We start from the raw sequence: 15,600 nt of genomic DNA on the forward strand, positions 1-15,600 counted from the left end.
TAAAAATATCACACGAAGATAGTAAAATGTTATATTTATGAAAACATTTTCTTGATTTATGTCATAATTTAACATAAAAACTTTTGCTATCTTTGGTCTCAAATTTTATAAAATGGATAAGAAAATACTGTTGGTTGCGGCTATTTTAGGGGTAACAGCAATAATTTTAGGAGCATTTGGTGCTCATGGATTAAAGAAAGTACTTTCAGTAGAGCAATTGGCAACATTTGAAGTTGGGGTACGTTATCAAATGTATCACGCGTTGTTTCTTTTGTTTATAGGAACTTTTTCTTTTTTAGGAGAGAAAGAACGTTCTATCATTTTTTATTTAACAATTATTGGAGTTTTGTTTTTTTCAGGCTCGATTTATTTTTTGGCAACAAATACTGTTACGAATTTAAAGACGAAATTTTTAGGGCCGATAACGCCAATAGGTGGACTGTTCTTGGTTTCGGCTTGGGGATACTTATTTTACGCTGTTTTATCTAAAAAACACTAAATTAAAACGCTATCTCAAATTTAATTTATAATTTTGCACTTTATTTTAAACACAACATAACCTAATTTTATGGATACGAATGCTCAAACTACGAAATCGATTTCGTTAGAAAAGTACGGAATCGTTAATGTATCAGAAATCATATACAATCCTTCATACGATTATTTATATAATGAAGAATTAAACCCAGCTTTAGAAGGTTTTGAAAGAGGTCAGTTGTCAGAACTTGGCGCGGTTAACGTAATGACAGGTGAATTCACAGGTCGTTCTCCTAAAGACAAATATATTGTTAAAGATAGCGTTACAGAAAACACAATTTGGTGGAATTCTGATAAAGCGGCTAACGATAACAAACCAATTTCTCAAGACACTTGGAATGCTTTAAAAGAAACTACGGTAAAGCAATTATCAAATAAAAAATTATATGTTGTTGACGCTTTTTGTGGTGCAAACGAAAATACAAGATTGAAAGTTCGTTTCATTATGGAAGTAGCATGGCAAGCACATTTTGTAAAAAACATGTTCATCCGTCCAACAGAAGCTGAATTAGAAAACTTTGGTGAGCCAGATTTCGTTGTAATGAATGGTTCAAAAACAAGTTTCAAAGATTACGCAGCTCACGGATTAAATTCGGAAGTATATATCGCGTTCAATTTAACTGAGAAAATCCAATTAATTGGAGGAACTTGGTACGGTGGAGAAATGAAAAAAGGATTGTTCTCTATGATGAACTATTACTTGCCATTACAAGGAATTGCTTCTATGCACTGTTCAGCTAACAAAGGAAAAGATGGCGATGTAGCGGTTTTCTTTGGATTATCTGGAACAGGAAAAACTACGTTATCAACTGATCCAAAACGTGAATTAATCGGAGACGACGAGCACGGATGGGATAATGACGGTGTTTTCAACTTCGAAGGTGGATGTTATGCAAAAACTATCGATTTAAGTAAAGAAAACGAACCAGACATTTACGGAGCTATCAAAAGAGATGCGTTATTAGAAAACGTAACAGTTGATGCTAACGGAAAAATTGATTTCAAAGATGGTTCAGTTACACAAAATACGCGTGTTTCTTATCCAATTTACCATATTGATAACATTGTAAGACCCGTTTCTAAAGCAGGTCACGCTACTAAAGTTATTTTCTTAACGGCTGATGCATTCGGAGTAATGCCTCCAGTTTCTAAATTAACTCCAGAGCAAACAAAATATTACTTCTTATCAGGATTTACAGCTAAATTAGCTGGAACTGAAAGAGGAGTAACGCAACCAGAACCAACATTCTCTGCTTGTTTCGGAAAAGCATTCTTATCATTACACCCAACAAAATACGGTGAAGAATTAGTGAAGAAAATGGAGCAACACAATGCTACTGCTTACATGGTTAATACAGGTTGGAACGGAACAGGAAAACGTATTTCTATTAAAGATACGCGTGCAATTATTGATGCTATTTTAGATGGTTCTATCGAGAAAGCAGAAACGAAAACAGTTCCAGTATTTAATTTTGTAGTTCCTACTGCTTTGCCAAATGTAGATACTAACATTTTAGATCCAAGAAATACCTATGCTGATGCTGCTGAATGGCAAACAAAAGCAGAAGATTTGGCTTCAAGATTCATCAAAAACTTCGTTCAATATACAGATAACGAAGAAGGAAAATCATTAGTCGCAGCTGGTCCTCAATTGTAATCTAAAGAAATTTATATAGTAAAAAGTCCCGAAAATTTCGGGACTTTTTTATTGGTATTAATCAAACAAAAAACCCAAACTCTTTCGAATTTGGGTTCTGTAGATATTTTTGTTTGTTTTTATTTTCCTTTGTTAGCTTCAGCTACATATTTTTCTAAAGCTCCTGTCATCGATGGTGTTCCAGGGCTTGGAGCCATGATGTCAACACGTAAACCATGTTCTAAAGCTTCTTTTTTAGTGGTTTCTCCAAAAACAGCAATTCTAGTATTGTTTTGTTGAAAATCAGGGAAGTTTTTAAATAACGATTTAATTCCTGTTGGACTAAAAAACGCTAAAATGTCGTAATAAACATCTTTCAAGTCTGATAAATCACTCATTACTGTTCTGTAGAAAATACCTTGTTTCCATTCTACTTTTAAACCATCTAATGTTTGTGGAACATCAGCGTTTAATTGGTCGGTATTTGGTAATAAGAATTTTTCGTCTTTGTATTTTTTAATTAGCGGAGCTAAATCAGCGAAGTCTTTTTGACCCACATAAATTTTTCTCTTTCTATATACTACATAACGCTGTAAGTAAAAAGCAACCGCTTCAGATTGACAGAAATATTTTAAATCTTCTGGCACTTTGTAGCGCATTTCTTCAGCCACTCTAAAAAAGTGATCTACAGCATTTCTACTTGTTAATATGATGGCAGTATAATTATTTAAGTCGATTTTTTGAGCGCGAACTTCTTTAGCTGGAACACCTTCTACATGGATGAAAGGTCGAAAATCAACCTTTACTTTCAGTTTATTTTGAAGCTCAAAATACGGAGAATTTTCTACTTTAGGCTCTGGTTGTGAAACTAATATTGTTTTCACTTTCAAATTTGACATATTTCTCTCTAATTTTTTGTAAACCAATTATAAATAAAATAGTAAGGTGCTATTTCAAGGGTGCAAAGATATAAAATAAAATAAAATATTTTACGTAATAGTAAATTTTGATACAATTTCAATGCAACCAAGTAAGTAGTGATGTTTATCGTGATTAGGGTAATCAATAATGTCCAAAAAAACCAATCCGAATCAAACGAATTGTAGAATAAAATGATATTAACAGGTAATAAAATGAATCCAAAATAAGCTCTGTAATTCACTTTCAACAAGTTAAATTGCTCGTTGAATTCTTCAATTTTAAAAGCTGTTGCAATAATTTTTTCAACTAAGAATTTGGAAAGGATAAAAACACTCAAAAAAGTGAAGATTTGGATGTAAACAATCAAGTCCGTTTTTTCAGCTCTATTAAATTGATTTAAAACCAATAGCGTAAAAAATGAAAACGAAATCAATTGTAAAACAAACATCGAAATAGTAAAACCACTCATCAAGTTACTACTATCGCGATAAATTTTAGTGTATTTGTCGGAGTAAGCCAATCGAACAAACTCGTTAAATCGAACAGATGATATAGTTTTATTAATAGCAATTATAGCCACGCAAATCACAAACAAGATGGTGGCCCAATCTTTGCTTTCGATGATTCTGTCGTGTAATTGAATTGCTAACATAATTGCTGCAAAATTACAAAAAATACTGTCATATTCATTATTATAAAATTATTAAGAATAGTCAGCTAGAAATACCTTATTTTTGCAATTGAAATACAAGTTTTTTTATGGCTCAGGGTATAGTTATTATTCCAACATTCAACGAAATTGAAAATATAGAAGCGATTGTAAAGGCGGTCTTTGCTTTGCCAACTCCTTTTCATGTTTTAATTGTGGATGATAATTCGCCTGATGGTACAGCGGCAAAAGTAGAAGAATTACAAAAAGAATTTCCAACACAGTTGCACTTGAAAGTACGCATGAAAAAATCGGGTTTAGGAACGGCTTATGTGGCTGGGTTTAAATGGGCGCTTTCTCATGGATATGATTATATTTTTGAAATGGACGCCGATTTTTCTCACAATCCAAACGATTTAGAAAAGCTGTTAGCTGCGTGTGAAAACGGTGCCGATGTAGCAATTGGTTCTCGATATTCTAACGGGGTTAATGTGGTAAATTGGCCTTTGAGTCGTGTTTTGCTTTCATATTTTGCTTCTGTATATGTAAGAATGATAACAGGTATGAAAATTGCAGATGCTACGGCAGGTTTTAAATGTTACAAAAGACAAGTTTTAGAAGCTATCAACTTAGATAAAATAAAGTTTGTGGGTTATGCGTTTCAGATTGAAATGAAATACCGTGCTTTTGTCAAAAATTTTAAAATTGTAGAAGTGCCTATCATTTTTACCGATAGAACTAAAGGACAATCCAAAATGAGTGGAGGAATTATCCGTGAAGCTGTTGTTGGAGTGATAATGTTGAGATTACGTAAAATATTTAATAGATTATAATGAGTACTATTTTAATTCGAAATGCCAAAATTGTTAATGAAGGAGCTATTTTTGAGGGTGATATTTTAATTGAAAATGAATTCATTAAGGAAATTGCTGAGAAAATTAGTCCAAAATCATCTGACTGTGTTATTATTGATGCAGAAGGGAGTTATGTGATTCCAGGAGCTATTGACGATCAGGTGCATTTCAGAGAACCAGGACTTACTCATAAAGGAAATATTGAGACAGAAAGTAGAGCTGCAGTTGCAGGCGGAATCACGTCATTTATAGAGCAACCTAATACAGTTCCAAATGCCGTTACGCAAGAGCTTTTAGAAGATAAATATCAAATTGCAGCTAAAACATCATATGCGAATTATTCGTTTATGATGGGAGGAACCAATGACAATCTAGAAGAAGTTTTAAAAACCAATCCAAGAAATGTTGCCGGAATTAAATTGTTTTTAGGTTCTTCAACAGGTAATATGTTGGTGGATAATCCGGAAGTTTTAGAAAAGATTTTTTCTTCAACAAAAATGTTAATTGCGGTTCATTGTGAAGATGAGGCTACGATTAAAGCCAATACTCAAAAATATAAAGAAGAATATGGTGATGATATTCCTATGAAATTTCATCATTTAATTCGAAGTGAAGAAGCATGTTATTTGTCTTCTTCAAGAGCAATTGAGTTAGCAAAGAAAACAGGAGCTCGTTTGCATGTTTTTCATTTGTCAACGGCAAAAGAAATGGATTTATTTACCAATAAAATTCCATTAGAGCAAAAACAAATTACCGCTGAGGTTTGTATTCATCATTTGTGGTTTACCGATGCGGATTATGATGCAAAAGGGTCATTAATTAAATGGAATCCAGCAGTGAAAACTCAAGCAGACAAAGATGCACTTTGGAAAGCGTTATTAGATGATAGAATCGATGTAATTGCTACTGATCATGCTCCTCATACTTTAGAAGAAAAATGTAATCCATATTTAACTTGTCCTTCAGGAGGTCCGTTAGTACAACATGCGGTTGTAGCTTTATTTGAAGCGCATCATCAAGGAAAAATTTCAGTAGAAAAGATTGTAGAAAAGATGTGTCACAATCCAGCTAAAATTTTTAAAATTGAGAAACGTGGCTTTATTCGTGAAGGATATTATGCCGATTTAGCAATTGTTAATGCGCATTTGCCTTGGAATGTAAAAAAAGAGAATATTTTATATAAATGCGGTTGGTCGCCATTTGAAGGATATAATTTCAAATCAAGAGTAACTCATACTTTTGTTAACGGAAAATTAGTTTATCAAAACGGTAAAGTAAAAGATTTAAAAGTAGGCCAACGTTTATTATTTGAAAGAGAAATATAATGAGACAGTTATTCATTTTGTTTTTTGCTTTATTTGTAGTTTCTTGTTCAAAGAATCCCGTTCCAAAACCGGATAATTTGTTAGACGAGGAAACTATGATAAATATTTTATATGATATTTCTCTGCTTCAAGCTATTGATGGTTCTATGCCAAATAAATTGATGGAGCAAGACATAAAGATGGATCAATATATTTTTGAAAAGTATAAAATTGATAGTACAACTTATCGTCAAAATCAATTGTATTATGCTGGAGATGCTAGAAAATACAAAAAAATCTACGATAAAGTTTTAGAAAGATTGGAAAAAGAGAACCCTGGGGATAAAGGTGCAAATCAAGAAACAGGCAAAAGCGCTATTGATTCATCTGTAGAATAGCTTTTAAATAACTTTCTTTTTTCTGAAAAGTAAAATTAAGTGCACCTTCAATTTTTGAAGTATCAAAAGTGGTTGCAGTGTGCGATGCATTTGCAGTACTTCGGGTTAATTTTCTTTTACGATTCAGTAATTTTGAAATCAACCAATCCATTCGCCAAGCGAAAGAAGTCATCCATTTTGATGCTTCGATAGTTGGTTTTTTCAATTTCAATTCCTCTGCAATAAAATCGAGTAAGTCTTTCGTGGAAATATTTTCACCCACTAAAGTATAACGTTCTCCATTACTATCACTTTTCATTAATTGCATCATGCTTTTCACAACATCGTCAACGGATACAATTCCAATATTTCCTTTAGTGTAAAATGATAATCCTTTTTTAACGGATTGAATAATTACATCACTTCCTTTTTTCGGGAAACCGTAACCAAAAATCACACCTGGATTCACAATTACGACTTCTAAACCTTCTTGATGTCCACGCCAAACTTCCATTTCAGCGCCATATTTTGTAATCGCATAATCACTATGTAATTCTTCTGGATTCCATTCGGTTTCTTCTGTGATGGTCGTTTCGTATTCTTTTGGATTTCCTAAAGCAGCAATTGAACTTACATGACAAAGTTTTTTCACACCAAAGTCAATACAACAATTTACAATGTTTGCAGTTCCTTCAATGTTGATTTTTCGAAGTTCATCTTCATCGCTTGGGTCAAACGAAATCAAAGCAGCGCAATGATATACGTGAGTGATATTTACAAAAGCAATTTCTAGCGAAGGAATATCCGTAATATCGCCTTTTACCCATTGGATTTTATCAAAAAGAGCGGTTTGATTATAAAAAGCAAAAACATTTTTTACTTTTTCAATTTGTTTTTCGGAACGGAATAAGGCTTTGACTTCCTCATTTTCTTGAAGAAGTTGCACTAATAAATGCGAACCTACTAATCCTGTTGCTCCTGTGACTAAAATCATGTTGTAAAGATACTATTTTTTGAGAAGATAGAATATAGATATTAGAAGTCAGAAAATAGACTTGACTTTAGTATTGGTTTTTGCATTTGAAATTGAACTTGAATTTGCCCTTGAATTTGCCCTTGAATTTGCCCTTGAATTTTGAATAAAACTTTTAAACTTTTAAACTAAAAACTATCTTTGCTCAAATTATTTAAGAATCATGAAAAATTTTATTGAAGAAGTGACTTGGAGAGGAATGCTCCACGACGTAATGCCAGGCACAGAAGAACATTTGATGGAGCAGATGCGAGTGGCGTATGTGGGTATTGATCCAACCGCCGATTCATTGCATATAGGACATTTAGTTGGAGTGATGTTGTTGAAGCATTTCCAATTGAGTGGTCATAAACCGTTAGCGCTTGTAGGTGGAGCAACTGGAATGATTGGTGATCCATCAGGAAAATCTAATGAAAGAAATTTATTAGACGAAGCTACTTTACGTCACAATCAAGAAGCGATTAAAGGTCAATTGGCTCGCTTTTTAGATTTTACTTCAGCCGAAGCAAATGCGGCTGAATTAGTAAACAATTACGATTGGATGAAAGAATTTTCATTCTTAGATTTCATTCGCGATGTAGGAAAACACATTACGGTGAACTACATGATGGCGAAAGATTCGGTTAAAAAACGTTTAACTGGGGAAACTTCAGAAGGAATGTCGTTTACGGAATTCACTTACCAATTAGTTCAAGGTTACGACTTTTTACATTTATACCGTGCTAAAAAATGTACGCTACAAATGGGTGGAAGTGACCAATGGGGAAATATCACAACAGGAACAGAATTAGTTCGTAGAATTGAATCTGGGAAAGCGTATGCGTTAACTTGTCCGTTGATTACAAAAGCTGATGGAACAAAATTCGGAAAATCGGAAGGTGGCAATATTTGGTTAGATGCGGAAAGAACTTCGCCTTACAAATTCTACCAATACTGGTTAAATACTTCGGATGTTGATGCTGAAAAATACATTAAGATTTTCACGTTCTTAGATAAAGAAACGATTGAAAAATTAATTGCAGAACACAACGAAGCACCTCATTTAAGAGCGTTGCAAAAACGTTTAGCAGAAGAAATCACTATAATGGTTCATTCTAAAGAAGATTTGGAAAATGCAATTGCAGCTTCAAATGCATTCTTTAGTCCGTCAATGGATGAGTTGAAAAAGTTAGATGAGAAAACGTTTTTAGAAGTTTTTGATGGTGTTCCTCAAGCTGAGATTTCTATGGAAGATTTGAATGTAGGTTTGGATATGATTGCGGCATTAGCAGCAAAAACAAACTTCTTGGCTTCAAATAGTGATGCGCGTAGAGAATTGAAACAAAACTCGATTTCTTTAAACAAAGAGAAAGTTGGTGAAGATAAAATCATTACAAAAGAGGATTTAATCAACAATCAATTCTTGTTATTACAAAAAGGAAAGAAAAATTATTACGTTATTAAGGTTAAATAACCATCAGGTTACAACCACGAATATCAGAATTATCAAAACGTCCCAACACTTCGAAAGAATGGTTGGGATATTTTTTTCCCAAATCCTGAGTTGCAATGAATGAACACGAATTGATGTTAGCTAAATCAATAACGTTAATTCCACCCGTTTTTCCTTCGGAAACATAAGTTAAAGCATCTTCTGTATCGCGAACTAAAATTTGCATCCAAGGCGGACATTCGAATATCCCATCTCCTAATGAATAGGCTTGTGAAAGTAATTCGGTCATACCATATTCGGAATGAATTTTTGAAACACCAAATCCGTTGCATAAAATGGAATGTAATTCTTCACGAATCATTTCTTTACGTTTGCCTTTCATGCCGCCGGTTTCCATTATGATAGTGTTTTTTAATTGGAATTTTTGCTTCTCAATTAAATCCAACAAAGCATACGTAACTCCAATTAAAATCACATTCTGACCCGAATCATCCAATTCAATCAATTTTGAAATCAATTCATCATAATTGTTTAAATAAAATCCAGAATCTTCATGATTGCTACTTTGAATTAAATCTTCTGCCATATAAATTAAAGATGAACCTTTGCGCTCTAAATAGGATGGAAGTAAGGCTAAAACACAATAATCTTCAATATTACCATAGAATTCTGAAAAGCCTAAACGATAACTCATTTCATACCAACTTACATCAGTAACTAAATGTTTGCTAGTTTGCATTCCAGTTGTGCCGCTGCTTGTAAACGTTTGTTGAACAGTTTCTGAAGAGCTTAAAACGTTATGACTTTTGAAAAACTGAATGGGTAAAAACGGAATTTCGGTTAACGATTTCACATTGGTTTTGTCTTTCTTCAAGAAGTTGCAAAATTGTTGGTACACCAAATTGTTATCGTACTGATGACGAAATACTTTTAAAGTAATTTTTTCAAATTCTTTTTTAGAGCCAATTTGGAAAATATCTTCTTGTGAAATCATGGTGCAAAAATAGGAAACAAATTGGTCTTAAATAAAAAAGCACCAACTTTCGTTGATGCTTTTCAATATATTGTAAAAACTAATTATTGAATAACTAATTTTCTTGTAGCAGTTTTTCCTTCTTCAGTAATTTTAACCATATAAACACCTGAAGCTAGGTTGCTTACGTCAACTGAAGTGTTGTTAACTTTAGTTGATAAAACTTCTTTGCCTAAGACATTGTAGATTTTTACATTCATTTCTGCATTAGCAGTTGAAGTAATAAATAATGTATTTCCTTTTAAAGGGTTTGGATACATTGTTAAACCTTCGATTGCATCGAAAGATGAAGAGGATAATGTTGTTACGTTTCCAGAAATTGCAACATCGTCAATACTAAAATTTCCACCTGCTGCTTCAGCATTATATCCATAAAATCTAAAAGTAACAGGAGTTGTTAGATTTGTAAAACTTGGTCCACTAAGAGTGATGGTACTTCCATTTTGGCCACCTGTTGCATCTGCGTTGTAAAAGAATATATCTCCTGCAACAACTTCTAAAGCTGTATTTGCTGGGTTGATTGATGCCGTTAAGTTTGATGCATAACTATCAGCACTTGATCTTACAGCATAATTTCTTACGCCAGTTCCAGATCTTTGAACTCTAAATGTAATTCCTGTTAAATTATAAGTTGTACCTGAATTTGGTGTAACAGTAACTTGATAGTAAATAGTTGGATCTAGCGCACCGGTATAGTTTGTGTAAGTGTTATCTCCATTAGTTGCGCCAAGAGGTTGATTTGCGAAAGCAAATCTCCCAGCTCCTGCAGAATTAGTAGGAGGAGTTGTTGTGTTAACAGCATTAAAGCTTCCAAGTGTCAACCCTGAAACAACTGGGACAGGTGTTGGATCAGTAGCTCCAGTTGTTGTAGTTACTGAAGCGAAATCATAAGTTGCTGTAAAAGGACCTTGTCCGAAAGACAAACAGCTAATTGTTATTAAAAATAAAGTGTAAAGTTTTTTCATGTTTATATGAATTAAAATTGAATACAAAGATAAAAACAAATTAAATTTCTTACTAATAAAAAGATGTTAAGTTTAAATTAATTTTGTGTTTTTGCTTTTATAATTATCTAAAAAACACGTTTTTAATAAGTTTTTTTATTAACAAAAGGCATTAGAGTAGTAAGAACTTATGCTTAATTTTCAGTTTAGTGTTTTAATTTTAGAAGGGAACTAGTTAATAATTAATTTTCTTGTTGCGGTTGCATCGCCTTCTTTTATTTTGATAATGTAGACTCCAGCAGCCAAATTGCTCACATTTACTTCTTTAGAAGTAATAACCGTCTCTAATACTTTTTTTCCAAGTACATTAAAAATTTCTACTTTCTTGTCTAAAGACGATTTAGTAGTAATGTAAATTTTATCAGAGTTTACGGGGTTTGGATAAATAGCTAAGCCCTCAATTGTGGGTTCTTGAGTTTTAGTTGCAATAGCAGATTTGTTCTCTTGTGCCTGAAGGCTAAAAGAAAACAAAAACATAAGAAGAAAAATATAAAAGTAATTTTTTTTCATGTACAACTATTATTGAGTGTAAAGATAATAATTTTTTTAATTGCAAATACAATGCCAAATAAAAAATCCCTCGCGAAGAGGGATTATGTAATACAATTTTGTTTTTAATTAAAAACCAGTTGTCCAGCCAGTTGCCCAAGTTGGTGTTGCACCACTATTTCCAGCTCCAGTGTTTGTTCCTACAGTTAAATAAGTTGTATTTGTACCAGCGTATTCAGAATTCGTTGTTATAGTTGCTCCAAAATAGATAGGATTGAAAGTAACAAAACCATTATCAACGTTTAAGTTTGAATTAGCATCAGCTGTTGATGAATTGATTTTTAAACCTTTAGTAAATCCATCAATATATATGTTTTGACAGTTCCATTTACCAGTACCTTCTTTTAAATACATTCCGTGCTCAGAACCGGCTAAACTTCCTTTTAAGATTGTAAAGTTTTTTAATGTTGCGTTTGTTGTTGGAGTTGCAGCTCCATTATCTCCGTTGTTTGAACCTTCAACACCAGCTTTAGCGACATCTTTAATGAAAACATTTTCAAGTGTTCCAGAATATCCATCAGCGAAATCTACCGCGTCATCTTCACTGTGTAAAGCAATTAAATACTTAGCGTTTACATTTCCGCCGAAAAATTCAATTCCGTCATCACCACTTTTGTAAGCTTGAACATATTCGAAAACTGTTCCGCTTCCTACTCCAAATAATGATACTCCATTAAATTCTTTAGTAGCATTAAAAGCAGCACCAGTATATTCAACTCTTAAATAACGAATAACACCTGAACTGTCAGTGTTTTCAGTACCACCATAAGTTAAATCTCCAACTTCTGAAGTTGCAGTTTGACCTGTAGATCCACCTTTGTTAGTGTTTGCTCTACCACAAATTACTAAACCACCCCAATCTCCAGTTGCTTTAACAGCGTTTCCACTTGTCATAATAACAGGATTTGTAGAAGTTCCATTTACATAAAGTAATCCGTCTTGTGCAATTGCAATGTACGATGCAGTTCCACCAGTAGCTTCAATTCTTGTTCCAGCTGGAATTGTTAGAGTTGCTCCGCCTCTTACAATAAATGAACCTGTTAAATTATAAACTTGAGTAGGATCTAAAGTAGCTGATTGACCTGCTAATAATTCACCTTTAAAATCTGCAGGATTAATAGTTACTGTATTGTTGTTGTTATCCGATTCTTCTTCTCTTGAACAAGATGTGAAAGTTAAAACAGCTATTGCTAAAGCTGATAATAGTAAATTTTTCATTTTTGTGTTATTTAATTTGTTGATACAAAACTATAATTGAATTGTTTTTAGGCGTTTATCTAAATGTTATGAGTTTATTAAATTAATAAAGGTGAATTTTAAGTAAAATCCACCTTTTGTTTATTAATTGTTAATTCAATGTTTAGAATGAATATTTCATCGAAATACTAAAATTTCTACCCTTCTTGTAAGAGTCAACTACAACATTTTGTATATCTTGTGTTCTTTCAATAGTTGGGTCAGTTAAGTTTTTTGCACTAAATCCAAACCCAATATTTTTGTTTATTTTATATTTTAATACAAAATCTAAAGTAATAACTTCACTATCTACTAAATCTCCTTTTCCGGTAACACCAAGCGCATAAATTCTGTCTGAAAAGTAACCTCCAGCTAAAGTTGCCGTTAGCGATTTATCATTTTTAAAATCTTTGTTGAAACTGATATCAGAGTTTACTAATAAATCAGAAGCTCCTGTAAGTCTTGAATCTTTATTTGTAAATGCTACACTAATTCCTGGATTTTCTTCAATTACTTTTTGAGTATCTAAATCTTGATTAGTAAATAAATAAGAAACATTTAATCCAAATCCTAAATTAGTTTTTTCACCTGTTGTACTATTTTCTCTTGAAATAATGTTTTTTCTCCATTCCCCTTCAATCCCTAAACCGATTGCTTTTTCTCCTGTATTTACCCAAGAAATATCATTTGTAGCAGAAGCAACTGTAACTTGATTGATTGGGTTTTGAATATATTTACCAAATCCTGTAAATGATATAACTTCACCATTTTTAGGATACATTTCCCATTTTAGATCAAAGTTATAATCAGTAGAGTTGTATAAGTTTTCATTTCCAAAGAAACTTTGTCCTACTTCTTCAAATAAGAAAGGTGCTCTTTCTTTAAACTGAGGTAAAGTATAAGTTTTACTAGCTGCAAATTTTATATTTTGTTTTTCGCTTATTTCATATTTTGCAGTTAATGAAGGTAAATATTCCATGGTATCAGATAATTTTTTTCCAGACTTTAATGAAGTGCTGTAAAAAATATCTTGGATAATATATTCTGATCGGAAACCAGCAATTACAAATAATTTTGGTGTAAACTGATATTCAATAGCTCCAAAACCTGCAGAAATAATTTGTTGACCATTAAAATTTTGAGGATCTAATGCATTTGGAGCACTTAAACCACCTCTAAATGTTTGAATATCGAAATACCCTAGATTGAAGCTATTTTGATTAAAATATCCATCAATGTTATTTACATCAATAATTTGTTGCGAGTTAATTTTGAAGTTAAATTGAGTTGCATCAAAATTAATTTCTTTATATCTGGCGCTATATCCTGCGATGAACTTTCCTTTGTATTTATCATCAGATGTCTTTCCAAATTTGTATGACAAGGTAAAATTTCCAGCTAATTCATCATCAGTCATTTCTTGAAAAAATCTATGATTGTCCGATTTGTTTAAGTTTGAAACAATTAGTGGAGATGTTGTTGGGTTGTCATTATCTGATGGTACGAATGTGTTTTGCATGCGATCAGGAATTACGTTTGTCATCATGTTGTATGAAAGTCCCCAATCAAGGTTGATACGATCACTGAAAGTATGATTACCTAATAACTGATTAATAAGTAATGAAGTTCTTTCAAATGTAGAACGTGTTAAATATCCTCCACCATTAGGAGCTGCATCAAAAATATCAATTACACCTGTAAACTCTTCGTGTTTTTGAGATGTAGAATTAATATACATCGTATTTAATTTGATGTTGTGATTACTGTTTATTTTATAATTAATATTAGCCATAGCATTTGAACTTGTTTGGTATTCATATGCTTTTCTAAATAAATCTTTATAAGCAACACCCTGACTTGCTTCAACACCACCTCTTCTTACACCTTCTTTGTAATTGTAATTGTTGTCAAAAGAAGCGTTTAAAAAGAAACTTAATTTTCCGTTAGAACCCACCGAATAAGAATCACCGCCACGTAAATAAAACGAACTTCCTATAGGTGTTGCTGCTTGTTTGTCCCAACTTGTAGTAAAATTATAACTAGCTAATGGATTATTTGGTATAGGTTGATTACTGAAACCATGAAAATTTGGTCCGTCTTGCAAATAGAATTTGTTCTGTGAAATGGCATTTGAATTTGCATTCATACCACTTCCTACTTCAATCATTCCGCTTCCTTTGTATGTTTTAGAAACAATATCAACGTTTGCTCCTGCAAAGTCTCCATAGTTTTTATAATTGAATGTTTTATCAATTCCAATGTATTCTACAATGTCAGTTGAGAAAACATCTAAAGACATGTTTTTAGTAGAAGGATTATTTGATGGTAATGGTAATCCATTCATTGTAGTAGAGTTATATCGATCACCTAAACCTCTAACAAAAATATCGCTTGAGCCTTCTTGTTTAGAAATACCCGATGTTTTTGCAACTGCTGCTGCTACATCTCCAATTCCTTTTTTCGAAATTTCTTCAGCTCCAATACTTTGTTTAATTTCAACTGCCTTTTGTTGTTCTTGCAATAAAGCACTTTCTTTTTCTTTAGAAACCACCTGAATAATTTCAATATCAGCTAATTGAACTCCACTAGCTTCTAAAGTGTAATTAATTACTTTTTTCTCGTTAGCTTTTAAGGTAAATGGAATTTCTTTAGTTTCGTATCCTAAATATCCAATTACTATAGTGTAGTTGCCAGGTTTTAGGGAAATGGAATATTTACCATTTTCATCTGTAGAAGTTCCTTGTTTAGTACCTTTAATAATAATGTTAGCAAAAGGTAAAGGTTCGTTGTTAAATTCTTTATCTAAAATAGTTCCGGTAACAGTTCCATTTTGAGCAAACATTGCTACTGAAAAGAATAATGATAATAATAAATAACGTAGTTTCATTTTGTGTTGTTAATTTTGGTGCAAAGGAACTGCTGAAGTGTTACAGTAAAGTTACTTGCCTGTTATGAATTAGTTGTGAATGCGTTACCGAATTGTTAATAGATTAAATAATTGTAAACTCCTTTGAACATTTTATTTTATCTTTACC

The 15,600-nt window shown here is 32.4% G+C and carries 14 protein-coding genes; 6 read left to right on the plus strand and 8 right to left on the minus strand.

Annotated elements, in window-relative coordinates; all coding sequences use genetic code 11:
* The first annotated feature begins 112 nt into the window (after positions 1 to 112).
* Together ACE3PD_RS08560 and pckA are read left to right on the plus strand one after the other, a co-directional pair.
* Entirely contained in the window at positions 113 to 499 is a 387-nt protein-coding gene (locus ACE3PD_RS08560) for a DUF423 domain-containing protein (RefSeq protein WP_374401474.1), read from the plus strand.
* A gap of 69 nt (positions 500 to 568) precedes the next feature.
* Complete coding sequence (gene pckA, locus ACE3PD_RS08565) at positions 569 to 2,194, plus strand: phosphoenolpyruvate carboxykinase (ATP) (protein WP_374401476.1); 1,626 nt, start codon at positions 569 to 571, stop codon at positions 2,192 to 2,194.
* A gap of 119 nt (positions 2,195 to 2,313) precedes the next feature.
* On the opposite strand, the gene ACE3PD_RS08570 is transcribed toward pckA, so the two are convergent.
* Complete coding sequence (locus tag ACE3PD_RS08570; protein WP_026724456.1) at positions 2,314 to 3,063, minus strand: uroporphyrinogen-III synthase; 750 nt, start codon at positions 3,061 to 3,063, stop codon at positions 2,314 to 2,316.
* 17 nt (positions 3,064 to 3,080) lie between these two features.
* Positions 3,081 to 3,746, minus strand: a complete 666-nt coding sequence (locus ACE3PD_RS08575) for a DUF4271 domain-containing protein (RefSeq protein ID WP_374401478.1) — start codon at positions 3,744 to 3,746, stop codon at positions 3,081 to 3,083.
* 107 nt (positions 3,747 to 3,853) lie between these two features.
* On the opposite strand from ACE3PD_RS08575, the gene ACE3PD_RS08580 reads away from it, so the two are divergent.
* Genes ACE3PD_RS08580 through ACE3PD_RS08590 form a run of 3 tightly spaced genes read left to right on the plus strand, consistent with a single transcriptional unit; the run spans position 3,854 to position 6,299 of the window.
* Positions 3,854 to 4,576 (plus strand): polyprenol monophosphomannose synthase, encoded by a 723-nt coding sequence (locus ACE3PD_RS08580; protein ID WP_374401480.1) that lies wholly within the window; start codon positions 3,854 to 3,856, stop codon positions 4,574 to 4,576.
* Positions 4,576 to 5,922, plus strand: a complete 1,347-nt coding sequence (locus ACE3PD_RS08585; RefSeq protein WP_374401481.1) for a dihydroorotase — start codon at positions 4,576 to 4,578, stop codon at positions 5,920 to 5,922. Before ACE3PD_RS08580 ends, ACE3PD_RS08585 begins: the two co-directional genes overlap by 1 nt.
* Positions 5,922 to 6,299 carry a DUF4296 domain-containing protein gene (locus ACE3PD_RS08590; protein WP_374401483.1) on the plus strand — a complete coding sequence of 126 codons (378 nt, stop codon included), beginning with the start codon at positions 5,922 to 5,924 and terminating at the stop codon, positions 6,297 to 6,299. The genes ACE3PD_RS08585 and ACE3PD_RS08590 overlap by 1 nt, the downstream gene beginning before the upstream one ends.
* Here the strand turns inward: ACE3PD_RS08590 and ACE3PD_RS08595 are convergent.
* Entirely contained in the window at positions 6,277 to 7,272 is a 996-nt protein-coding gene (locus ACE3PD_RS08595) for an NAD-dependent epimerase/dehydratase family protein (RefSeq protein ID WP_374401485.1), read from the minus strand. The genes ACE3PD_RS08590 and ACE3PD_RS08595 overlap by 23 nt on opposite strands.
* Positions 7,273 to 7,474: 202 nt before the next feature.
* Here ACE3PD_RS08595 and tyrS point away from each other — a divergent pair, with 202 nt between their 5' ends.
* Positions 7,475 to 8,764, plus strand: a complete 1,290-nt coding sequence (gene tyrS / locus ACE3PD_RS08600; RefSeq protein ID WP_374401487.1) for a tyrosine--tRNA ligase — start codon at positions 7,475 to 7,477, stop codon at positions 8,762 to 8,764.
* Here tyrS and ACE3PD_RS08605 read toward each other — a convergent pair.
* The 5 genes from ACE3PD_RS08605 to ACE3PD_RS08625 all read right to left on the minus strand — a co-directional run bounded on the left by ACE3PD_RS08605 (position 8,757) and on the right by ACE3PD_RS08625 (position 15,452).
* Entirely contained in the window at positions 8,757 to 9,737 is a 981-nt protein-coding gene (locus ACE3PD_RS08605; protein WP_374401489.1) for an acyl transferase, read from the minus strand. The genes tyrS and ACE3PD_RS08605 overlap by 8 nt on opposite strands.
* 83 nt (positions 9,738 to 9,820) lie before the next feature.
* Positions 9,821 to 10,741, minus strand: a complete 921-nt coding sequence (locus ACE3PD_RS08610) for a T9SS type A sorting domain-containing protein (protein WP_374401491.1) — start codon at positions 10,739 to 10,741, stop codon at positions 9,821 to 9,823.
* A gap of 210 nt (positions 10,742 to 10,951) precedes the next feature.
* A complete protein-coding gene (locus ACE3PD_RS08615) occupies positions 10,952 to 11,290 on the minus strand; it encodes a T9SS type A sorting domain-containing protein (RefSeq protein WP_374401493.1) in 339 nt (112 codons plus the stop codon).
* 108 nt (positions 11,291 to 11,398) lie between these two features.
* Positions 11,399 to 12,547, minus strand: coding sequence for a hypothetical protein (locus ACE3PD_RS08620; RefSeq protein WP_374401495.1), 1,149 nt, complete (start codon positions 12,545 to 12,547; stop codon positions 11,399 to 11,401).
* A 142-nt stretch (positions 12,548 to 12,689) separates the two neighbouring features.
* Positions 12,690 to 15,452: a TonB-dependent receptor domain-containing protein gene (locus ACE3PD_RS08625; RefSeq protein ID WP_374401497.1), complete on the minus strand. Its 2,763-nt coding sequence runs from the start codon at positions 15,450 to 15,452 to the stop codon at positions 12,690 to 12,692.
* Positions 15,453 to 15,600: the final 148 nt, after the last annotated feature.

This window comes from Flavobacterium sp. (assembly GCF_041911335.1).
GTDB lineage: Bacteria > Bacteroidota > Bacteroidia > Flavobacteriales > Flavobacteriaceae > Flavobacterium.